We start from the raw sequence: 22,453 nt of genomic DNA on the forward strand, positions 1-22,453 counted from the left end.
TCATGGAACTGGCATTCTATGCCGCGGCCCTGGTCGCCATTTACAGCACGCTGCGGGTGATCAGCACCAGCAATCCGATGCACGCGCTGCTCAATCTCATTATCTCCCTCATCGCCGTGGCCATGATCTTCTTCTGCCTGGGCGCCTCCTTCGCGGGCGCCCTGCAAGTGATCGTCTATGCGGGCGCCATCATGGTGCTGTTCGTGTTCGTGGTGATGATGCTGAACCTGGGCTCGGCCCAGGATCAGGAAAAGAACTGGCTCACCCCCACCACCTGGGTGGGCCCCGGTCTGCTTTCGCTCATTCTGCTGGGTTTTCTGGCCTACGGCATTCTCGGGGTCACCGGTGGTGAACTCGGTCTGACCGACGTCAGTGCCAAAGCGGTCGGCATCGCCCTGTTCGGTCCTTACGTGCTGGCGGTGGAGCTTGCCTCCATCCTGCTGCTGGCGGGCCTGGTCACCGCCTATCACCTGGGCCGTGAAGACAAGAGCGGGGAAGTGCTCTCCGTGCCAAAAGCCTCGGCACATCCGTCTCAAGAAGGAGGTCAATGATGAACGGAATCCCGATGGAACACGGCCTGCTGCTGGCTGCCGTGCTGTTCTGTATCGGCCTGTGCGGCCTGCTGATACGTCGCAACTTGCTGTTTATCCTCATGAGTATCGAGATCATGATGAACGCGTCGGCACTGGCATTCGTGGTGGCTGGCAGCCGCTGGGCCCAGGCTGATGGCCAGATCATGTACATACTGGTGATTTCTCTGGCGGCAGCGGAGGCCAGTATCGGCCTCGCCCTGTTACTGCTGCTCTATCGTCGTTACCACACCCTCAACGTGGACACTGTGAGCGAGATGCGCGGATGAGCCTCCTATACCTGACTTTTCTGTTTCCGCTGCTGGGATGGCTGGTGCTGGCCTTCTCCATCGGTCGTTTCGGCGAGCGCACTGCTGCGCTCATCGGCGTCGGCAGCATAGGGCTGTCGGCCCTCACTACCCTGTGGGTCGGCATCGATTTCCTCAATACCATGCCAACGGGCGGCGTCTATACCCAGACCCTGTGGCAGTGGATCTCGGTGGGTGAATTCACCCCCACCTTCCGCCTGGCGCTGGACGGCCTGTCGCTGACCATGCTCGGCGTGGTCACCGGGGTGGGTTTCTTCATCCACCTGTTCGCCTCTTGGTACATGCGCGGGGAAGAGGGCTATTCACGCTTCTTCACCTACACCAACCTGTTCATCGCCAGCATGGTGTTCCTGGTGCTGGCCGATGACCTGCTGTTCGTCTACCTCGGCTGGGAAGGCGTGGGGCTGTGCAGCTACCTGCTGATCGGCTTCTACTACCGCAATCCGGCCAACGGCGCCGCCGCCCTCAAGGCGTTCGTGGTGACCCGGGTCGGTGACGTGTTCCTCGCCATCGGTCTGTTCGTCCTCTACCGGGAGCTGGGTACCCTCAACATCCACGAGTTGCTGGTACGCGCACCGCTGATGTTTGCCGAGGGCTCCCCTGCCCTGTCGTTTGCCTGTCTGATGCTGCTTGGCGGCGCCGTCGGCAAATCGGCCCAGCTGCCGCTGCAAACCTGGCTGGCGGACGCGATGGCGGGCCCGACCCCGGTCTCGGCGCTGATCCACGCGGCCACCATGGTGACTGCCGGTGTCTATCTCATCGCCCGTACCCACGGTCTGTTCCTGCTGGCCCCCGAGATCCTGCATCTGGTGGCGTTGGTCGGTGCCATCACCCTGGTGCTGGCAGGCTTTGCGGCCCTGGTGCAAACCGACATCAAGCGGATCCTGGCTTACTCCACCATGAGCCAGATCGGCTACATGTTCCTGGCCCTCGGTGTTGGCGCCTGGGAAGGGGCCATCTTCCACCTGATGACCCACGCCTTCTTCAAGGCGCTGCTGTTCCTCTCCGCCGGTGCCGTGATCGTCGCGACCCACCACGAGCAGAACATCTTCAAGATGGGGGGCCTGCGCAAGAGCCTGCCACTGGTCTATGCCTGCTTCCTGGTGGGGGGCTCGGCCCTGGCCGCGCTGCCGCTGGTAACCGCCGGTTTCTACAGTAAAGACGCCATCCTGTGGCAGGTGCAGGCCAGCGGCCAGAGCGCCCTGCTGTGGGCCGGTCTGGGCGGTGCTTTCCTCACCTCCCTCTACACCTTCCGCCTGATCTTCATCGCCTTCCACGGCAAGGAGCAGACCCAGGCTCACGCCGGTCACGGGCTGGCCCATCAGCTGCCGTTGCTGGTCCTGCTGGTGCTCTCCACCGGTATCGGCGCCCTGATCGTGCCGCCGCTGGCGGGAGTACTGCCGGCCGGTCCGGGGGATCACATCGAAGAGGGACGCCATGGGCTGGAGGTCACCTCCGCCATCATCGCCATCGCCGGCATTGCCCTGGCCGCCTTCCTGTTCCTGGGCGAGCGCCGCCTGGCCAGCAGCGTGGCCAACAGCGCGCCGGGCAAGTTGCTCAGCACTCTCTGGTTCAATGCCTGGGGCTTTGACTGGCTTTACGATCAGCTGTGGGTCAAGCCGTATCTGCTGGCGACCCGGCTGCTCGGCAAGGATCCGCTGGACTGGATGATGAACCTGCCGGCCTGGCTGGCACAGAGTGGCCACCAGCTGTTGGCCTGGACCGTTTCCGGCAAGTTGCGCTGGTATGCAGCCTCCATGGGGATGGGCGCCGCCCTGATCCTGGCCCTGCTGCTGCTCGGCTGATCCCGTGATGCAGCCCCTGAACTCGCAGCAAGCCCACGGGCCTGCACAGTGACTAGAACATAGACGAGAGCTGATATCGTGACCTTACTCTGGATCTTGTTAATACCCTTCATCGGCGGTCTGCTCTGTTGGCAGACCGAGCGATTCGGCGAGTACTTCGTACGCTGGGTCGCCCTGCTGTCGATGAGCGCCTGTCTGCTGCTCTCCTGCGCCATCTGGTGGAGCGGTGACTTCACCCTGGCAGCCCAGGGCGGCGTGCCCGTCTGGGCAGCCGAACTGCAACTGCCCTGGATCCCCCGCTTCGGCATCTCATTGCACCTGGCGGTGGATGGCTTGTCGCTGTTGATGGTGATCCTCACCTGCTTCATCGGCGTGCTGGCCATCCTCTGTTCCTGGAAGGAAATCGTGCAGCGCATCGGCTTCTTCCACCTAAACCTGCTGTGGATCCTGGGTGGCGTACTCGGCGTCTTCATGGCGCTGGACCTGTTCCTCTTCTTCTTCTTCTGGGAGATGATGCTGGTACCGATGTACTTCCTGATTGCGCTGTGGGGCCACTCGGTCACCGACGGCAAATCCCGGATCAACGCCGCCACCAAGTTCTTCATCTACACCCAGGTCAGCGGCCTCATCATGCTGGTCGCCATCCTGGGCCTGGTGCTGACTCACCATGCCGCCACCGGCGTGTTCACCTTTGACTATCAGGACTTGCTGAACACCCCGATGAGCAAGGGCGTGCAGTGGCTGCTGATGCTGGGCTTCTTCATCGCCTTCGCGGTCAAGATGCCGCTGGTACCGCTGCACGGCTGGCTGCCGGATGCCCACAGCCAGGCACCGACCGCGGGTTCTGTGGACTTGGCGGGGATCCTGCTGAAGACCGCCGCCTACGGCCTGCTGCGCTTCGCCCTGCCGCTGTTCCCCGAGGCGTCCGCCGAATTTGCCCCCTACGCCATGGTGCTGGGTCTTATCGGCATCGTCTACGGCGCCATCGTGGCGTTCGCCCAGACCGACATCAAGCGACTGGTGGCCTACACCAGCATCTCCCACATGGGCTTCGTGATGATCGCCATCTACTCCGGCAGCGAACTGGCCCTGCAGGGCGCCGTGGTACAGATGATCGCCCACGGCCTCTCCGCCGCCGGCCTCTTCATCCTGTGCGGTCAGCTCTACGAGCGTCTGCACACCCGGGACCTGCGCCTGATGGGCGGGCTGTGGGGCCGTCTGCGCTACCTGCCCGGCGTGATGCTGTTCTTCTCGGTCGCCTCTCTGGGGATGCCGGGCACCGGCAACTTCGTCGGCGAGTTCCTGATCCTCATCGGCAGCTTCCAGGTTGCCCCCGTGCTCACCATCATCGCCACCTTCGGCCTGGTGCTGGCTTCGGTCTACTCCCTCATCATGCTGCAGCGCGCCTGCTTCGGTACCCCCAAGGACGAGAGCGTCCTCAAGTGGCTCGACAGCCGCGAGCTGGTGATGATGATGACCATTGCCGGTCTCTTGGTGCTGCTCGGTGTCTATCCCCAACCTGTGCTCGACACCGCGGGCAACAGCCTGCTGAGCGTGCTGCACTGGTACGCCCTGCCCTTCGCAGGAGCATTGCAATGAGAGTGACCGCTGTTAAACCGCTGGCCCTGTTGCCTTCCTTGTCCATTACAGGAGCACTGCAATGACCTTCACCGCTTCGCAACTGCTGGCCCTGCTGCCCCTGTTGCTGACAACCGGGGCCATGGTGGCCCTGATGCTGGCCATCGCCTGGAAACGGTGCGATGACACCGCCTTCGTGGTCACCATCGCCGGCCTCAACCTGGCGCTATTCTCCCTGCCCATCGTGATGGCGCAAGGCGATCAGGGGGTCACCCCGCTGCTGCAGATAGACGGCTACGCCGTCTTCTACATGGGCTTGGTGCTCATCGGTGCCCTGGCGACCTGTACCTTCGGCCGCTCCTGGCTCAAGGGCTATCCGGACAATCGGGAAGAGTTCTACCTGCTGCTGCTGATCGCCACCGCCGGTGGCTTGGTGCTGGCCGGCTCCCGTCACCTCGCCTCCCTGTTCATCGGGATCGAGATGCTGACCCTGCCGATGTTCGGTCTGGTGGGCTACGCCTATCGCGAGCGCCACTCACTGGAGGCCAGCATCAAGTACATGGTGCTCTCCGCCGCAGCTACCGCCTTCCTGCTGTTCGGCATGGCGCTGCTCTATGCCCAGGCCGGCAGCCTGAGCTTCAGCGATTTGGGGCTGACCCTGGCCACCACCCCGGCTCACCACCCGCTGCTGATGGGCGGTCTGGGTCTGATGCTGGTCGGCTTTGCCTTCAAGCTCTCCCTGGCGCCGTTCCACCTCTGGACCCCGGACGTGTACGAAGGGGCGCCGGCACCGGTGGCCACCTTCCTCGCCACCGTCAGCAAGATCGCGGTGTTCTGCGTGCTGCTGCGCTTCTACCTGGCGGTGCCCGCCGCCGCGGATCCCATGATCCACTGGCTGCTGGCCGCCATGGCGGTGGTCTCCATCGTCATCGGCAACCTGCTGGCTCTGCTGCAGACCAACATCAAGCGGATGATGGGTTACTCCTCCATCTCCCACTTCGGCTACCTGCTGGCGGTGATCGTAGCGAGCCGTCTCGGCCAGATGCCGGTGGAAGCGGCCGGCGTCTATCTGCTGATGTATCTGTTCACCAGCCTGGGGGCCTTCGGCGTCATCAGCATGATGTCCAGCCCCTATCGCGGCAAGGATGCGGACTCCCTGCACAGCTATCGCGGCCTGTTCTGGCGTCGTCCCTATCTGACCGCCGTGCTGACCGTGATGATGCTCTCGCTGGCCGGTATCCCCATGACGCTCGGCTTCATCGGCAAGTTCTACCTGATCGGGGTGACCGTCGATGCGAAGCTGTGGTGGCTCTCCGGCGCCATCGTGCTCGGCAGTGCGCTGGGTCTCTACTACTACCTGCGGGTCATGGTCACCCTCTACCTGCGCGAGCCCGGCATGCAGCTGCGCGACGCCAAGGGGGACTGGGCCATCACCTCCGGTGGTCTGGTGGTGCTGCTCTCCGCCGCGCTGGTGGTGGCGCTGGGTCTCTATCCCCAGCCGGTCATCAGCCTGGTGCAGGGCTTCCAGAACGTGGTGCTGCACTGATTTCACTCCATCTCAAAAACCGGCCCAAGTGGCCGGTTTTTTTATCTGCCCAAAGCGGGATGCCTGACCAGCCGTCTCAAATTTATCTGCCTTTATAACGGCTTATGGCCGCCAGCCGGACACGACCGGGTATCCACCGCGTCCCCCTTGCTGATATATTGATGATTGGCAGGAAAGGAGTTCCGAACGATGATGCAGCCCGCGTTTCATTCATTCGATGCGCAGCCACTGGCCGAGGCACTGCGCCCCTATCGTGGCCAGCGGCTCGACGTCTTGCTGGCCGAGCAGGATGCAGAGCACGTAGCCGATCTGCAGCAGCAATGTAGCCACCTCGACATTCAACTCAGCGGCGCCCTCTTTCCCCGCCTCCTCAGCCGTCACGGTTTTCATGAACGCGGCGCTTGGCTGCTGCCGCGCCCGGCCTCCCACGTCCCGCTGCTCATCCCGCTCGATCCCGTCGCCAGTGCCGATGAGCAGGCCCGTCTGCTCTGCGACGCGCTGGCCCCTCGTCTTGCACAGTGGCCACCAGCCGAAGGTATACCGACCCTCTTTCTGACCTTCGATGCCATGATCCCCAACATCGCCTCCCTCCTCGAGGGGATCTATCTGCATCTCGCGGACAGGGTCCACTATGCCGGCGTCAATGCCGGCAGCGGCCAGTTTCGCCCCATGCCTTGCCTGTTCGACAACCACAGGCTGCTGGCACAGGCGGTCTGCTGCACCCTGCTGCCCCATCGCAGCTACCCTCTGCTCGAGCACGGCTATCAGCTCACCGCCCAGCCCATGCTGGCCACCAGCAGCGAGGGCAACAAGATCTCCTTCATCGACTGGCAGCCCGCCTTCAGCCGCTACCAGTCTCTGGTCCAGCAACAGTTCCAGCAGCGCCTGACTCCGGAGCAGTTCTACCAGTACGGCGTCCACCTGCCGCTTGGGCTGCTGCGGGCCAACGGCGACGTCATCGTGCGCATCCCGGTCGCCGTCACCGACGAGGGGGCGCTGCTCTGCGTCGGGGAGGTGCCGGATCACAGCATCCTCACCCTGCTCAAGGCGCCGCACAGCCCGACCGCCCACGCCATCGAGCTGGCCGAAAAACTGAGCCGGCACGGGGCACCGGAGCGCCTCGAGATCTACTACTGCGCCGGCCGTCAGCAGCACTTCGGCGAGCAGAGTGCGCTTGAGCTGGAGACCCTCTTCAGCCACAGCGGCGCCCACCAGCTGGTCGGCGCCCTCTCCCTTGGCGAGATTGGCAACCTGCGGCCGGGGGACTATCCGCTGTTTCACAACGGCGCCATTCTCTGCAACGGGGAGGGATTGCGATGAACAACGACCACGCCATGGCCATCGTCTGCGATCTCGCCCTCTGCATCGGCCGCGAGGTCACGCTGGATGCCCTGCTGACCAAGGTGCTGCAGCGCTTTCTGTTTCACTGCGCCTGCCCGGTCGGGCTGGTGCTGCAGCAGTTGCCGCAGGGGGAGTACAAGATCATCAAGGCGATCGGCGACGAGCAACTGCTTCGCCATCAGGGAGAGCCGCTCGCACTGCCCCACTGGGTCAGCGACGGCGAGCAGTGCATCCTGCGGGCAGCGTTGCCGTTGCCAGGCTCGCGCCCCTACCCGTTTGCCTATCGGCTACGGATCGAGGGGGGCTATCTGATGCTGCTGCTCTCCCCCAATGCGGAGCAGCAGGGGGAGCAGCTCTGCCACCTGTTCAGCCCCATCCTCGGCAACCTGGCCCGTGCCATCCAGCTGTGCCGGGACAGCGAGCAGTTGGCCCTGCGCCAGCAGGCGGAGCTGGTCGACATGCAGCGCTTCAACGAGTCCCTGCTCAAGGCAATCCCCATCCCGGTGTTCTACAAGGATGTCGAGGGGCGTTTCATCAGCTGCAACCCGACCTTCACCCAGATCACCGGCATCAGCAAGGCCGAGCTGCTGGGCAAGCGGGTGGACGAGATCCTGCCCCCCGAGATGGCCGACGAATACACCCAGCGCGACCTGGAGGTGCTGCGCAGCAGGCAGCCGCAATATTTCGAGCACACCCTGTTCGATCGCAGCGGCCACCGCTATCAGGTGCTCAACTTCAAGGATCTCTTCTACGACCATCAGGGCGAGGTGGCCGGCATCATCGGCGCCCTGGTCGACATCACCCATATCAAGGAGAGCGAGCAGCAACAACGCACCCTGCTGTTCCAGACCATAGCGGCACTCTCCTCCGCCATCGCCCACAAGGATCCCGGCACCGCGGGCCACGAGCGGCGTGTGCACGATCTCGCACTGGCCATCGGCCAGCATCTGCAACTTTCCCAAGAACGCCTCGACGGGCTGGGCCTCGCCGCCATGGTGCACAACATCGGCCTGTTGCAGATCCCGGCGGAGATCCTCACCCGCCCCCGCGCATTGAGGGAGGTGGAGTTCGAGCTCATCAAGCAGCACCCGCAGGCGGGCTGTGAAATCCTGCAGCAGATAGACTTCCCCTGGCCCATCACCGCCATCGTGCAGCAGCACCATGAGAATCTGGACGGCAGCGGCTATCCACAGGGGCTGCAGGGGGATGCCATCTCGCTGGAGGCGCGCATCATCCGGGTGGCCGATTCGCTGGCCGCCATGACGGCCCACCGCCCGTTCCGGCGAGCCATGTCCCTCACCGATGCCTTTGCCGAACTGACCCGCTATGCCGGTGTCCACTACGACGAGCAGGTGGTCAGCGCCTGCTTCGCCGTGTGGCAGGCGGGCTATCGCTTTGCCCCCCTTTGACCGAGGCTGGATGACATGAGTTCAAGACCCGCACCGCCCTTTCCCCCGCTGCCCACGGCCGCCCTGCTTGGCCAGGTGATGGATCAGCTGCCCTATCGGGTGCTGCTCAAAGACACCCGCTCCGTCTTCATCGCCTGCAACCGGCTGCTGGCAGACGATCTCGCCCTCACCCCGGCCGAACTGGTCGGCAAGTGCGATGCCGACTTCTTCCCGGCCGAACTGGCCAAGCGCTACCGGGATGACGATCTGAAGGTCATTGCCAGCGGCACCACCCAGCGCCATGAAGAGCCCTATCTGAAGGGGGGCGAGGCCCGCTGGCTCAGCACCACCAAGTTTCCTCTGCACGACGAGCTGGGCCAGGTGGTCGGGGTCGGCGTCTTCTTCGACGACATCACCGAGAAGAAACAGCAACAGGAGCGGTTGCAGCAGTACACCTGGACCCTGGAGGCCATCGGCCGCGCCCACCACGCCATGCTCAAGCAGGATGATGAGCAGACCCTGCTGCAGGAGATCTGCGATGCCATCACCTTCGACGGCCGCTTCCCCCTCGTCACCGAGCTGCAGGAAAACAGTGACCAGCACACCCTGCAGGTGCTGGCGCAGGCGGGCAACGCGGTCTGGTTTGCCAGCGACGACTGGCTCACCCGGGATCCCGCCCTGCATCAGGCCATCGGCACCGGGGCGCCGTGCAACGAAGCCCTGGCCAGCGCGCTGGTGCACCACTCGGCCACCCTGCGCGCCCGTCTGCTGCTGCCGCTGCAGTGGCATGCCGGCGGGCATGGCGGCCTGCTCATTCACAGTGAACAGGCCCGCCCCTTCACCGACGAAGAGGTGCACCTCTTCAGCCAGCTGGCAGACTACCTTGCCTACGGCCTGCAGGCGCGCGCGACCCAGCAGGCCTATCTCACCGCCCAGCGCGACAGGGTGCTGCACGCCCGCCAGCTGGAGCTGGCGCTGGAAGATGCCCTCGGCGCCATTGCCGCCGTGCTGGAGCAGCGTGATCCCTACACCGCCGGCCACCAGAAGCACGTCGCCACCCTGGCGCTGGCCATCGGTCGCGAGCTGAAACTGGACGACAAGCGGCTGCGGGGGCTCTATCTGGGGGCCATGGTGCACGACATCGGCAAGATCCAGGTGCCGCTCGACATCCTCACCAAACCGGGCCGGCTGACCCCGCAGGAGTTCAACCTGGTCAAGGAGCACCCGGGCGCCGGCTATCAGGTACTCAAGGACATCGCCCTGCCCTGGCCCGTCGCCCAGATGATCCACCAACACCACGAGTTCATCGACGGCTCCGGCTACCCGGCGGGGCTCAAGGGCGAGCAGATCCTGCTGGAGGCCCGCATCCTCACGGTGGCCGACATCGTGGAATCCATGTCCTCCGATCGTCCCTACCGCGCCGCCCTCGGCATTCCCCAGGCCAGGGCTCACATCATCGAACTGCGCGGCAGCAAGCTGGATGCAGCGGTGGTGGATGCCTGCCTGCGCATCCTTGATCGCGGGGATTTCACCCCCCATGAGCTGGGCCACGGCCAGTTCTAGTGGGCAAGCCGCCATAAAAAAACCGGCCACAGGGGCCGGTTTTTTGTTTGCGATGCGAACTTAACCCAGACGTACCCGGGCGTTGCGGAACATCCGCATCCAGGCGCCGTCCTCGCCCCAGTTGTCCGGGTGCCAGGAGTTGGCCACGGTGCGGAACACCCGCTCCGGGTGCGGCATCATGATGGTGGCGCGACCGTCGGTGGTGGTCACCGCGGTGATACCCGCCGGTGCGCCGTTCGGGTTGGCCGGGTACTGCTCGGTCACCTGACCGCGGTTGTCGACGAAACGCAGCCCCACCAGCCCACTCTGTTGCAGCGCAGCCAGGTGAGCGGCATCGCGCACCTCCACTCGCCCTTCCCCGTGGGAGACGGCAATCGGCATCACCGAGCCTGCCATGCCGGCGAAGAAGGCCGACGGGGAGTCCTGCACTTCCACCAGGCTGAAGCGGGCCTCGAAGCGCTCGGAGCGGTTGCGCACGAAGCGCGGCCACAGATCGGCACCCGGGATCAGCTCGCGCAGGTTGGACATCATCTGGCAACCGTTGCACACACCCAGGGAGAGGGTGTCGCCGCGCTCGAAGAAGCGCTGGAACTGCTCGCGGGCACCGTCGTTGAACAGGATGGATTTGGCCCAGCCTTCGCCCGCCCCCAGCACGTCGCCGTAGGAGAAGCCGCCACAGGCCACCAGGCTCTGGAACGCATCCAGCTTGATGCGCCCCTCGAGGATGTCGCTCATGTGCACGTCCACCGCCGCAAAGCCGGCGCGGTCAAACGCCGCCGCCATCTCCACGTGGGAGTTGACCCCCTGCTCGCGCAGCACCGCCAGACGGGGGGAGACCCCGCGGGCAATGTAGGGTGCTGCCACGTCCTCGGCCGGGTTGTAGCTGAGCTTGGCCTGCAGGCCAGGATCGGCTGCGTCCTGACGGGCGGCATGCTCCTGATCCGCGCACTCCGGGTTGTCGCGCAGGCGCTGCATCTGCCAGCTGGTCTCGCCCCAGATGGTACGCAGAGCGGTACGGCTGGCGCGGTAAACCTCCTGACCGGCCCGCTGCAGGGTGATGAGATCCCCCTCGCGCACCGTGCCAAGCACGTGGGAGCAAGCCGCCAGGCCGTGACCGGCCAGCAGGGTCATCACCGCCTCCTTGTCTTCACGACGCACCTGGATGACGGCGCCCAGCTCTTCGTTGAACAGGGCCGGCAGCAGTTCGCCGCCGATGCGATCCAGCTGCAGGTCGAGACCGCAGTGACCGGCGAAGGCCATCTCCACCAGGGTGACAAACAGGCCGCCGTCGGAGCGGTCGTGGTAGGCGACGAGTTTGCGATCGCTCACCAGCGCCTGGATGGCGTTGAAGAAGCCCTTGAGCTGGACCGGGTTGTCCAGATCCGGTGCCTTGTCACCCAGCTGGCGATAGACCTGAGCCAGGGCCGAGGCGCCGAGACGCTGCTTGCCGTTGCCAAGGTCGATGAGGATAAGGTCGGTCTCACCGAGATCGGTACGCAGTTGCGGCGTGACGGTGTTGCGCACGTCCTCGACCCTGGCAAAGGCGGAGATGAGCAGGGAGAGCGGCGAGGTGACGCTGTGCTCCTTGCCATCCTGCTGCCAGCGGGTCTTCATGGACATGGAGTCCTTGCCCACCGGGATGGTGATGCCAAGGGCCGGGCAGAGCTCCTCGCCCACCGCTTTGACCGCTTCGTAGAGGCCGGCATCTTCGCCCGGGTGACCGGCAGCGGCCATCCAGTTGGCGGAGAGCTTGACCCGCTTGAGCGAGCCGATGTGGGCCGGCGCCAGGTTGGTGAGCGCTTCCGCCACCGCCATGCGAGCGGAAGCCGCGTGGGAGAGCAGCGCCACCGGGGTGCGCTCACCCATCGACATGGCTTCACCGTGGTAGCTGTCGTAGGTGGCGGCGGTGACGGCGCAGTCAGCCACCGGGATCTGCCAGGGGCCGACCATCTGGTCGCGGTTGACCAGGCCGGTCACGCTGCGATCGCCGATGGTGATGAGGAAGGACTTCTCCGCCACGGTGGGCAGACGCAGCACCCGCTCGGCAGCCTCACCCAGGGTGATGCCATCGAGCGCCAGTGGCTTGCCCTGCGCCGGCAGGCTTGCAACCTCGCGGTGCATCTTGGGGGTCTTGCCCAGCAGCACGTCCAGCGGCAGGTCGATGGGGTGATTGTCAAAGTGCTCATCCGAGAGAGTGAGATGCTTCTCTTCGGTGGCGCTGCCGATGACGGCATAGGGGGCGCGCTCGCGCTCGCACAGCGCCTTGAACAGCGGCAGCTTCTCCTTGGCCACCGCCAGTACGTAGCGCTCCTGGGATTCGTTGCACCAGATCTCGAGCGGGCTCATGCCCGGCTCGTCGTTCGGAATGGCGCGCAAGGAGAAACGACCACCGCGATCGCCGTCGCTCACCAGCTCCGGCATGGCGTTGGAGAGGCCGCCGGCCCCCACGTCGTGGATGAAGACGATGGGGTTGTCGTCCCCCAGCTGCCAGCAGCGGTCGATCACCTCCTGGCAACGGCGCTCCATCTCGGGGTTGTCGCGCTGCACCGAGGCAAAGTCGAGATCTTCGGCCGACTGGCCGGAGGCCATGCTTGATGCGGCGCCGCCGCCCAGACCGATGTTCATGGCCGGGCCACCCAGCACGATGAGGGCAGCCCCCACCGGGATCTCCCCTTTCTGGACGTGCTCGCTGCGGATGTTGCCGATACCGCCCGCCAGCATGATGGGCTTGTGGTAGCCGCGCACCTCGACGCCGTTGTGGCTCGGCACCTGCTCTTCGAAGGTACGGAAGTAACCGAGAATGGCCGGACGGCCGAACTCGTTGTTGAAGGCGGCGCCGCCGAGCGGCCCCTCCTGCATGATGTCAAACGCGCTGACGATGCGGCTCGGCTTGCCGAAATCCTGCTCCCAGGGCTGCTCGAAGCCGGGGATGCGCAGGTTGGAAACGGAGAAGCCCACCAGACCCGCCTTGGGCTTGGCACCGCGACCGGTGGCACCCTCATCGCGGATCTCGCCGCCGGAGCCGGTGGCTGCGCCCGGGAACGGGGAGATGGCGGTCGGGTGGTTGTGGGTCTCCACCTTCATCAGGATGTCGACGCGCTCCTGATGATAGTGATACTCGCCGCTGGCGGGGCTCGGGAAGAAGCGGCCACCTTGGCTCCCTTCCATCACCGCAGCGTTGTCTTTATAGGCAGACAGGACATGATCCGGCGTCTGCTCGAAGGTGTTCTTGATCATTTTGAACAGCGACTTGGGCTGCTGCTCACCGTCGATGGTCCAGTCGGCGTTGAAGATCTTGTGGCGGCAGTGCTCGGAGTTTGCCTGGGCAAACATGTAGAGCTCGATGTCGTTGGGGTTGCGACCCAGCCTGGTGAAATTCTCCACCAGATAGTCAATTTCGTCGTCGGCCAGCGCCAGACCGAGCGCCACGTTGGCCTCGGCCAACGCGACGCGACCACCGCCCAGCACATCCACCTGGGTGAAGGGGCGCGGCTCGTGATGGGCAAACAGGGCGGCGGCCTCGTTCATCTCGCCAAACACCGTCTCCATCATGCGGTCATGCAGCACGGCGGCCACGGCGGCGCGCTGGGCGGCGCTCAGCTCACCCTTGGCCTGCACGTAATAGGCGATGCCGCGTTCGAGCCGCTTGACCTGATCCAGGCCGCAGTTGTGCGCGATGTCGGTTGCTTTGGAAGACCAGGGGGAGATAGTGCCGGGGCGGGGGGTAACGAGAAACAGCTGACCGCTGGGGGTGTGTTCGGGGATGGTCGGGCCGTAGCGCAGGAGCTGGCCCAAGGTCGCTCGCTCCGGGGGCGACAGCGGGCTCGAGAGCTCGGCAAAGTGCACGTATTCGGCATAGACATCCTCTATCTCTACTCCTCTCTCCTGTTTCATCTGCGCGAAGCGTTGCAGCAGTTTTTGGACACGAAACTCAGACAGTGCGGGGGCACCACGCAAGATATCCATATGACCTTTCTCACCAAGTGTTGAAGTGGGGGGGAATTGAGACGCGCGTATTATAGGGATCAGGCCCATGCCGGACAAACGTTTTTCTTGTTTTGCCCAGTGTGACTCGGTGCACACTCTCTGGTATAAAGGTGCCTCTTTTTTGACAAATGCCGATTTTTTCAACAAGGGTACTCACCTACTTGCGCTGCATTTTTCGACTGTTTATCGGGCTGACGTTGCTGCTGACCCTGGTCGGTTGCGACTTCTACACCCCCTCCAGCCAGCTGGAGCAGATCCGCCAGCGAGGCGAGATCCGGGTTGGCACCATCTACGGCCCCACCTCTTATTACCAGCGTGACGACACCGCCCAGGGGTTCGATTACGAGCTGGCGCAGAGTTATGCCGACTGGCTGGGGGTCAAGCTGACCATAGTGCCGGTCTACTCCACCGCCGAACTGGTGGAACTGCTGAGAAAAGGCAAGCTGGATCTGGCTGCTGCCGCCATCGTGGTCACCCCGGAGCGGCGCCAGCTGTTTCGCTTCGGCCCCGGCTTCTACCAGGTCTCTCCCAAGCTGGTCTATCGCAACGGCTCTCCCAAGCCCAAGGACATCGGCGATCTCAAGGGCAACATAGTGGTGCCGGCCGGTTCCACCGGCGAAGACCTGCTCAAGGAGCTCGCCAAGCAGTACCCCAACCTGAAGTGGAGCACCAATCGGGATGCCGACGTGGAGGAGCTGCTCAAGCAGGTGGCCGACGGCAAGATTGACTACACGGTGGTGCAGGATACCGTGCTGGCCCGCACCCAGCGCTACTACCCCGAGCTCACCGAAGGGATGACCCTGGCCAAGAACCAGACCGTGGCCTGGGCCATGACCAAGCTGCCGGACGACAGCCTCTACGCCAGCATCATCGACTTCTTCGGCCAGCGCTTCATGGACGGCGCTATCGCCAAGCTCGACGAGAAGTACTTCGGCCACGTGCAGAATTTCGACTTCGTCGACACCCGCACCTTCCTGCAGCGGGCCAAGAGCCTGCTGCCCAAGTATCAGGATCTGTTCAAGACCCACGCCAACGTGGTGGACTGGCGCCTGCTGGCCGCCATCAGCTATCAGGAATCCCACTGGGATCCGGAGGCGCGCTCCTACACCGGGGTGCGCGGCATGATGATGCTGACCGAGCCCACCGCCAAGGCGATGGGGGTCAACAACCGGCTGCACCCGGAGGAGAGTATCAAGGGCGGCGCCCGTTATCTGGAGCAGATGATGGAGAAGGTGCCCGCCTCGGTGCCCGATGACGAGAAGGTGTGGTTTGCCCTCACCGCCTACAACATCGGTTACGGCCACATGATGGATGCCCGCCGCCTGACCAAGGAGCTCGGTAAAAATCCCGATGCCTGGAGCGACGTGAAAGAGGTGCTGCCGCTGCTGCAACAGTCGCGCTGGCATCGCAAGGTACGCTACGGCTATGCCCGTGGCGGCGAGGCGCGCAACTACGTCAACAACGTACGTCAGTACTACCAGAGCCTGCTCTGGCTCGACAACGAGCAGCAGAAAGCCCACCGCCGTGAAGAGCTGGACGATGACGACAGCAGCGAGCCGCCCAGTGCCGAGCGCCCCACCGTCATCGCCGAAGTGGTCAAGCAGATCACCCTGCGCTGATCCCTTGTTGACAGGTTTGTTTTTCGGGTGGTTTCTCTGTTACCATCCGACCATACCGGAGCCTATCCGAAATTGTTTTTATCGCGCTATTTCATCCACTTGCACTCGGGATGACAGCACTTTCAGATAGGCTCCCATCATCACCCAAGGCCGGGATGGCCACCCAATGGGAGGAGACCAAGATGCGAGCTCGCAGAAGAACGACACTGGTCAGAAAAGCAAAGTGCGGCTGGAGCCCCAGACGCAAACTCAAGCTCAATGACATCAAACGCAAGATATGGCGCCGAAACCGCTCCTTCACCTTGCTGATAGCAGAACACGCAGCATAAACCCGGCAATCGCCGGGTTTTTTATCGCCTCAATTCCCCGCCAGCGGGCTCACCTCAAACACCACTGCCCGCTTCGATACCAGGCTGTTGCAGTGATTGCAGAAGTAATCCACCGCGCCGCAGGCCTTGAGCCGCTCCAGCTCCTGCCGGCAGGTCGGGCAGAGGGCCCGGATCTGGAAACGGGCCTGGCACTGGCTGCAGGCGGTCTCGCGGCTGCGACTGTCCAGTTCGCCCTGACAGGCAGGGCAGTGAAGGTGGCTCATGGTTGGCTCCTCGCAAAGTGAATGTGCGGTGGGCCCACCCACTGCAGATTCCCCTCCCCTGGCCCCAGAAAAAACGGCTGCCGGTGAGGGCAGCCGCTGGGCCTTATTTCTGGTTCTTCGCGGGATCTTGGGGAAGTGGAAGTTGACAGACAGGGTGCTGGTAAACTGGCTGTCTCCAAACACACCACCACCATCACCCTGCTGTCGCCGTGCATCATATTGATATTGCCTCCTTCTGGCCAGGTTATACCGTCATCGCCCAAGCGCTTTCTGCCAACCATCACACCCTGTTTACCCTTGAGCCTCGCGCCGACTTCTTGCCCCGTTGTCGCCGATGCCTGCAACCCACGCCATTGATCCACGACCAACGTATCCGCCGGGTGCGTGAGCGAGACCTATTTGACCGACAAGTCTGGTTACAACTGCCTGTTCGCCGCGTCGACTGTCTGCGCTGTGGTCGCGTCAGTGAACATATCGACTGGCTCCCCTCTGGCTCCCGCCTCACCCGGCGCATGCAGTGCTGGATTGAAGCGCTCGTTCAGTACCTCCCCATCCGCCATGTCAGCCAGCTCACCGGGGTCGGTTGGCACACCATCAAGGAGATCGACAAGCGCCGTTTGCAGACCAGTGTGGGCACCATCGAACTTGGGGAGGTGCGGCGGCTGGTGATGGATGAGTTTGCCCTGCACAAGGGACACCGCTATGCCACCGTGATCATGGATGCCGAGCGAACCCGCGTCCTGTGGGTGGGGCACGGCAACAGCCGGGCCGCTATCCGTCCCTTCTTCGAGCAGCTCGGCGAGCGATGCCAGCAGATTGAAGCGGTGGCGATGGACATGAACACGGCGTTCGACCTGGAGGTGAAGCAACACTGCCCGCAGGCGGAGGTGGTCTACGACCTGTTCCACGTGGTGGCTCGCTATGGCCGAGAGGTGGTGGACCGGGTGCGAGTGGAGCAGGCGAATGCACTGAAAAGCGATAAACCGGCGCGAAAAGTGGTCAAAAGTGCGCGTTGGTTGCTGCTACGTAATCGGGCGAAGTTGAGTGAAAAACAGGATGTGAAGTTGCAGGAGCTGTTGGCGGCGAATCAACCGCTGGCGATGGTGTACGTGCTGAAAGAGGGGTTGAAGGGCATCTGGTATGCGCCGAGCGTGTGGGAAGGATGGCGACGATGGCGGAGCTGGATGCGGCAGGTGAAGGAAAGCGGGCTAGCGCCGCTGCAACGATTTGGTCGAAATTTATCGAAATATATGCGGGGGATCCTGGCGAGTGCAAACTACCCGATGCACACGAGTGTGCTGGAAGGGGTGAACAACAAGATCAAAGTGATAAAGCGTATGGCATATGGATTTAGGGACTCAGAATACTTTTTTCTGAAAATCAAGGCGGCCTTCCCCGGAAAGCCGCGATGAACCTTATTTCTTGGCTTTGGCCTTGAGCAGGCGCTTGCGTTGACGCTCCTGGCTCAGGGTCAGGGTATTTTTCTTGCCCTCGAACGGGTTGGCCGACTCCTGGAACTCGACCCGGACCGGCGTCCCCATGATCTTCAGCGACTTGCGGAAGTAGTTGATGAGGTAGCGCTTGTAGGAATCCGGCAAATCGTTGAGCTGGTTGCCGTGGATCACGATGCGCGGCGGGTTGTAGCCACCGGCGTGGGCATATTTGAGCTTGACCCGGCGACCGTTCACCATCGGCGGCTGGTGGTCTTCCTGCGCCATCTGCATGATGCGGGTCAGCATGGCGGTGCTGGTACGGCGGGTGGCGGACTGGTAGGCCTCCTGAATGGATTCGAACAGGTGGCCAACTCCGCTGCCGTGCAGGGCGGAGATGAAGTGTACGCGGGCGAAGTCGATGAAGCCCAGACGACGATCCAGCTCGTTCTTGACGTCCTCTTTCACCTTCTGATCCAGACCATCCCACTTGTTCACCACCAGCACCACGGAGCGGCCGGTGTTGAGCACGAAGCCAAGGATGCTCAAGTCCTGATCGGTGATGGTCTCCTGGGCGTCGATCACCAGCAGGCAGACGTTGGCATCTTCAATCGCCTTGAGGGTCTTGATGACGGAAAACTTTTCCACCGTCTCGTGCACCTTGCCGCGGCGACGCACGCCGGCGGTGTCGATGATGACGTACTTCTGCTCGTCACGCTCCATCGGGATGTAGACGGAGTCGCGGGTAGTGCCCGGCATGTCATAGACGATGACCCGATCTTCACCCAGCATGCGGTTGGTCAGAGTGGATTTGCCGACGTTGGGGCGACCGACGATGGCAAACTTGATGGGCAGATCGGCGAACGGCGTCTCCTTGGTGTCTTCCTTGGTGTCGAGTTCACCGGCAGCCACCATGCGCAGAAGGGCTTCTTCGTCGAAGTCCTCTTCTTCCTCATCCTGCGCGGTTTCTTGTGTGGCGGCGTCGACCAGGGTCTCCAGATGGGGGGCCAGCGCCAGCTCCAGCAGGCTCAGTACGCCACGACCGTGAGCGGCAGCCATCTGGTAGACCTCGCCCAGAGCCAGACCGTAGAACTCGGACACTGCGGAGTCACCGTCGATGCCGTCGGTCTTGTTGGCCACCAGAAACACCTTCTTGTGGGTCTTGCGCAGGTGCTCGGCAATGGCCTGATCCGCCGCGGTCAAACCGGCACGGGCATCCACCATGAACAGCACCACGTCAGCCTCTTCGATGGCCAGCAGGGACTGTTCGGCCATCTTCAGCTCGATCCCCTCTTCGGTGCCATCGATACCGCCGGTATCCACCACGATAAATTCCAGCTCGCCCAACTTCGCCTGGCCGTACTTGCGGTCCCGGGTCAGACCGGGGAAGTCAGCCACCAGGGCATCCCGGGTACGGGTCAGGCGGTTAAACAGGGTGGATTTCCCCACGTTGGGGCGGCCCACCAGGGCTACTACAGGAGTCATAAAAGCCTCATTCTCAAGACGACAAAGGCTCCGGGTCCGAAGACCAGGAGCCGGATATTCAGATTGACGGGCGATCAGGGACGCTTGATAGCGTACAACTTGCCGCCACGGCTCTGCACATACAGGGTGTCACCGTCCACCAGAGGGGCGGCGTACAGACCACTGCTGTCGAGCTGCTGCATGGCCTTGATGGTACCGTCGGTACGATCCAGCCAATACAGGTAACCTTCCACATCGCCGACCACCACATAGTCACCCAGGATGACGGGGGCGGTCACGGTGCGGTTTTCCAGCTGGGTATTGGACCACAGCTCGAGACCATTGCGACGGTCGACCGCAAACAGGTGGCTGCGGCTGTCGGTCAGCACGATGGCATTGCCGGTCACCGCCATGTCGCGGTAGCCGGAATACTTGCGCTTCCATACCTCGTCACCGGTCATCAGCTTGCGCGCCATCAGCTGGCCATTATAGGCGATGGCATAGAGCTCATCGCCGGCGATCAGCGGGGTGGCGTCCACGTCGACCATCCGATCCAGTTCGGTGGCACCGCGCGGGTCGGCCACCTTGGACTGGCGCACCGGCTGACCGTTGCTGAGCAGGGCGATGCCCACCTTGCCATCGGCGCGGCCGTACAGCACGGCGCCGTTGGTGATGATGGGGGCACCGGCGCTGCGCAGGGTCAACGGCGGCTGTTCTTCCGCCAGGGTCCACTGCAGCTTGCCTTCATCGGTATCGAGCGCCACCAGACGGCCCGAGGTGGTCAGCACCACTACCCGGCCATCTTCGACGGCAGGGCTTGCCACCACTTCACCCGGCACCGAAGTCTGCCACAGCACTTCGCCATTCTCCTGGTTCAGGGCGTAGACCACCCCGTTCTCGGAACCCAGGAACAGCTTGCCGTAACGGGATACCAGGCCACCGGAGAGGCGGGCGCTGCGCTTGTCGGCGTTGATCGGCAGGTCAGCCAGATCCACGCTCCACAGCTCCTTGCCGCTTTCGCGGTCAAAGGCGGTCACGTCGCCATCGCGCGCAGCGGCATAGATGCGCTCCTCTTCCACCACCGGCTTGAGCTGGGAGTAGAAGTCGCCAATGCCGTCACCCACCGAGGAGGACCAGCTGGTATCGGCCGTGAAGGCGGACTCGACCTTGGGCAGCGGCGCCATCGGGTTGAGATCCTCTTCCGAACTGAACAGGGAGCACCCCTGCAGGGCGAAGGAGACCGCAGTCCCCAACACCACCATCTTGAACAGATTACGCATCCGGAGCCTCACCCGTGGTCACCGCTGGCAACGCCAGATCGTCCATTTTCAGCTTGAGCTCGGCGCTGCCCTGCAGGCCGCCGGCATCGGCCGCCGCCTGATAGGCATCGCGCGCCTCTTCGGCCTTGCCCTGCTTGAGCAGCACGTCGCCGCGCACTTCCGCGACCTGGGCCTTGAAGGCCTCGTTGTTGATCTTGCCAAGCTGGGCCAGCGCCTCGTCAGCCTTGCCCTGATCGTTCAGAACCCGAGCCAGACGCAGGGCGGCGATGGGACGGATGCTCTCGTCACCGCTGGTGGCCACCTGGGTCAGCTGTTCGGCAGCCAGATCCAGCTTGCCGGCCTTGACGGCGGCGGCGGCCAGCTGCAGGGCAGCCAGTTCGGCATAGGAGTCACCCTTGTGGGCGCTGATGAAGCTTTGCGCCTGCTCGAAGCCGGCGGCATCACCCTTGGCCAGCTGGGCAGCCATCTCGTTGTAAGCCTGGGAGGCGGTCTCCTGGCTGGTCTGCTGATGCTCGTTGTAGTAGCGCCAGCCAAAGAGTCCAACCAGACCGATAACAGTTCCTGCGATCACCGAGGTTCCGTTCTCTTTCCACCAGCTCTTGATGACCTCAACCTGTTGTTCTTCGGTGGTATAAACTTCCACAGCTTACTCTCCTTTGGCTGCCAGCAGGGCAATGGCGGCGTCGACCGTGACGGTCTGTTGCTCGGCCTGGCCACGCAGATATTTGATGGTGATCTCCCCGTTTTGCACCTCGGTCTCGCCAAGGATCAGGGCAATGGCCGCGCCGCTCTTGTCGGCACGCTTGAGTTGTTTCTTGAAGTTGCCGCCGCCGCAGTGGCTCATCAGGCGCAAGTCAGGCAGGGCATCGCGCAGCCGTTCGGCCAGCTGGAAACCGGCCTGTTCAGTGCCCTCGCCCACCATGGCCAGGTAGACATCCACCGCCGGCCGGATATCGCCGTTGAGTTCGAGGGTCTCCAGCATCAGCACCAGTCGCTCCATGCCCATGGCAAAGCCCACCGCCGGCGTCGGCTGACCACCGAGCTGCTCCACCAGACCGTCGTAGCGACCACCGGCACAGACGGTGCCCTGAGCACCCAGACTGTTGGTGACCCACTCGAACACGGTGAGGTTGTAGTAGTCAAGGCCGCGCACAAGCCGCTCGTTCACTTCATACTGGATGCCGGCGGATTCGAGCAGGCGCTTGAGCCCCTCGAAGTGGGCCAGGCTCTCTTCGCCCAGGTGATCGAACAGACACGGGGCGCCCACCAGAATGGCTTGTACCTTCTCGTCCTTGGAGTCGAGCACCCGCAGCGGGTTGCTGTACATGCGGCGCTGGCTCTCTTCGTCCAGCTGATCCTTGTACTGCTCCAGATAGGCCACCAACGCATCGCGGTAGGCGGCGCGCTCGCTGCTCTGACCGAGGGTGTTGAGCTGCAGGGTCACGTGTTCGCTGATGCCGAACAGACGCCACAGGCGGTGGGTCAGCATGATGAGTTCGGCATCGATGTCCGGCCCGTTGATGCCGAACAGCTCGACCCCGAACTGGTGGAACTGGCGATAGCGGCCCTTCTGGGGACGCTCGTGACGGAACATGGGGCCCATGTACCACATCCGGCGTTCCTGGTTGTAAAGCAGACCGTGCTCTATGCCGGCACGCACGCAGCTGGCGGTGCCTTCCGGGCGCAGGCTCAGGCTGTCGCCATTGCGGTCTTCAAAGGTGTACATCTCTTTTTCGACCACGTCGGTCACTTCACCGATGGCGCGCTTGAACAGATGGGTCTGCTCGACAATCGGCATGCGCACTTCGCTGTAGCCATAGCTGGCCACGACCTGGCGCAGGATCTGTTCTACTTTCTGCCATACCGGGCTCTGCTCCGGCAGGCAATCATTCATACCGCGAATAGCTTGGATCTGTTTTGCCACGTTGATACTCGAGAAAAAGAGGTAAAATTTGGCCGCAT

Annotated in this window: 16 protein-coding genes; 10 read left to right on the plus strand and 6 right to left on the minus strand. The window is 63.3% G+C overall.

Annotated elements, in window-relative coordinates:
* Nucleotides 1-2 precede the first annotated feature (2 nt).
* From nuoJ to C2U40_RS12220, 8 genes are all read left to right on the plus strand, one after another.
* A complete protein-coding gene (nuoJ, locus tag C2U40_RS12185; protein ID WP_011705659.1) occupies nucleotides 3-551 on the plus strand; it encodes an NADH-quinone oxidoreductase subunit J in 549 nt (182 codons plus the stop codon).
* The gene (nuoK, locus tag C2U40_RS12190; RefSeq protein WP_005299823.1) at nucleotides 551-859 is read left to right on the plus strand and encodes an NADH-quinone oxidoreductase subunit NuoK; all 309 of its coding nucleotides are present in this window, start codon (nucleotides 551-553) and stop codon (nucleotides 857-859) included. Before nuoJ ends, nuoK begins: the two co-directional genes overlap by 1 nt.
* A complete protein-coding gene (gene nuoL / locus C2U40_RS12195; protein ID WP_103827178.1) occupies nucleotides 856-2,703 on the plus strand; it encodes an NADH-quinone oxidoreductase subunit L in 1,848 nt (615 codons plus the stop codon). The genes nuoK and nuoL overlap by 4 nt, the downstream gene beginning before the upstream one ends.
* Nucleotides 2,704-2,781: 78 nt before the next feature.
* Complete coding sequence (gene nuoM / locus C2U40_RS12200; RefSeq protein WP_103827179.1) at nucleotides 2,782-4,302, plus strand: NADH-quinone oxidoreductase subunit M; 1,521 nt, start codon at nucleotides 2,782-2,784, stop codon at nucleotides 4,300-4,302.
* A gap of 61 nt (nucleotides 4,303-4,363) precedes the next feature.
* Nucleotides 4,364-5,827, plus strand: coding sequence for an NADH-quinone oxidoreductase subunit NuoN (nuoN, locus tag C2U40_RS12205; RefSeq protein ID WP_017410206.1), 1,464 nt, complete (start codon nucleotides 4,364-4,366; stop codon nucleotides 5,825-5,827).
* 189 nt (nucleotides 5,828-6,016) lie between these two features.
* On the plus strand, nucleotides 6,017-7,147 hold the full coding sequence (locus C2U40_RS12210; RefSeq protein ID WP_103827180.1) for an FIST signal transduction protein: 1,131 nt from the start codon (nucleotides 6,017-6,019) through the stop codon (nucleotides 7,145-7,147).
* On the plus strand, nucleotides 7,144-8,577 hold the full coding sequence (locus C2U40_RS12215; RefSeq protein ID WP_103827181.1) for an HD domain-containing phosphohydrolase: 1,434 nt from the start codon (nucleotides 7,144-7,146) through the stop codon (nucleotides 8,575-8,577). Before C2U40_RS12210 ends, C2U40_RS12215 begins: the two co-directional genes overlap by 4 nt.
* Before the next feature lie 15 nt (nucleotides 8,578-8,592).
* Nucleotides 8,593-10,119 carry an HD domain-containing phosphohydrolase gene (locus C2U40_RS12220; protein ID WP_103827182.1) on the plus strand — a complete coding sequence of 509 codons (1,527 nt, stop codon included), beginning with the start codon at nucleotides 8,593-8,595 and terminating at the stop codon, nucleotides 10,117-10,119.
* A 60-nt stretch (nucleotides 10,120-10,179) separates the two neighbouring features.
* Here C2U40_RS12220 and purL read toward each other — a convergent pair whose 3' ends face one another.
* Complete coding sequence (purL, locus tag C2U40_RS12225) at nucleotides 10,180-14,085, minus strand: phosphoribosylformylglycinamidine synthase (RefSeq protein ID WP_181014732.1); 3,906 nt, start codon at nucleotides 14,083-14,085, stop codon at nucleotides 10,180-10,182.
* A gap of 149 nt (nucleotides 14,086-14,234) precedes the next feature.
* On the opposite strand from purL, the gene mltF reads away from it, so the two are divergent.
* Nucleotides 14,235-15,725, plus strand: coding sequence for a membrane-bound lytic murein transglycosylase MltF (gene mltF, locus C2U40_RS12230; RefSeq protein ID WP_011705651.1), 1,491 nt, complete (start codon nucleotides 14,235-14,237; stop codon nucleotides 15,723-15,725).
* A 358-nt stretch (nucleotides 15,726-16,083) separates the two neighbouring features.
* Here mltF and C2U40_RS12240 read toward each other — a convergent pair whose 3' ends face one another.
* Entirely contained in the window at nucleotides 16,084-16,317 is a 234-nt protein-coding gene (locus tag C2U40_RS12240; RefSeq protein ID WP_016350409.1) for a zinc ribbon domain-containing protein, read from the minus strand.
* Nucleotides 16,318-16,526: 209 nt separating this feature from the next.
* Here C2U40_RS12240 and C2U40_RS12245 point away from each other — a divergent pair, with 209 nt between their 5' ends.
* Nucleotides 16,527-17,729, plus strand: coding sequence for an ISL3-like element ISAeme19 family transposase (locus C2U40_RS12245; protein ID WP_081000878.1), 1,203 nt, complete (start codon nucleotides 16,527-16,529; stop codon nucleotides 17,727-17,729).
* A gap of 3 nt (nucleotides 17,730-17,732) precedes the next feature.
* On the opposite strand, the gene der is transcribed toward C2U40_RS12245, so the two are convergent.
* The 4 genes from der to hisS all read right to left on the minus strand — a co-directional run bounded on the left by der (nucleotide 17,733) and on the right by hisS (nucleotide 22,415).
* Nucleotides 17,733-19,232, minus strand: coding sequence for a ribosome biogenesis GTPase Der (gene der, locus C2U40_RS12250; RefSeq protein ID WP_011705649.1), 1,500 nt, complete (start codon nucleotides 19,230-19,232; stop codon nucleotides 17,733-17,735).
* A 74-nt stretch (nucleotides 19,233-19,306) separates the two neighbouring features.
* Complete coding sequence (gene bamB / locus C2U40_RS12255; protein WP_103827184.1) at nucleotides 19,307-20,491, minus strand: outer membrane protein assembly factor BamB; 1,185 nt, start codon at nucleotides 20,489-20,491, stop codon at nucleotides 19,307-19,309.
* On the minus strand, nucleotides 20,484-21,134 hold the full coding sequence (locus C2U40_RS12260; RefSeq protein ID WP_029301239.1) for a YfgM family protein: 651 nt from the start codon (nucleotides 21,132-21,134) through the stop codon (nucleotides 20,484-20,486). Before C2U40_RS12260 ends, bamB begins: the two co-directional genes overlap by 8 nt.
* A gap of 3 nt (nucleotides 21,135-21,137) precedes the next feature.
* A complete protein-coding gene (hisS, locus tag C2U40_RS12265; RefSeq protein WP_103827185.1) occupies nucleotides 21,138-22,415 on the minus strand; it encodes a histidine--tRNA ligase in 1,278 nt (425 codons plus the stop codon).
* Nucleotides 22,416-22,453 lie beyond the last annotated feature (38 nt).

This window comes from Aeromonas sp. ASNIH4 (assembly GCF_002934425.1).
Lineage (GTDB): Bacteria > Pseudomonadota > Gammaproteobacteria > Enterobacterales > Aeromonadaceae > Aeromonas > Aeromonas hydrophila.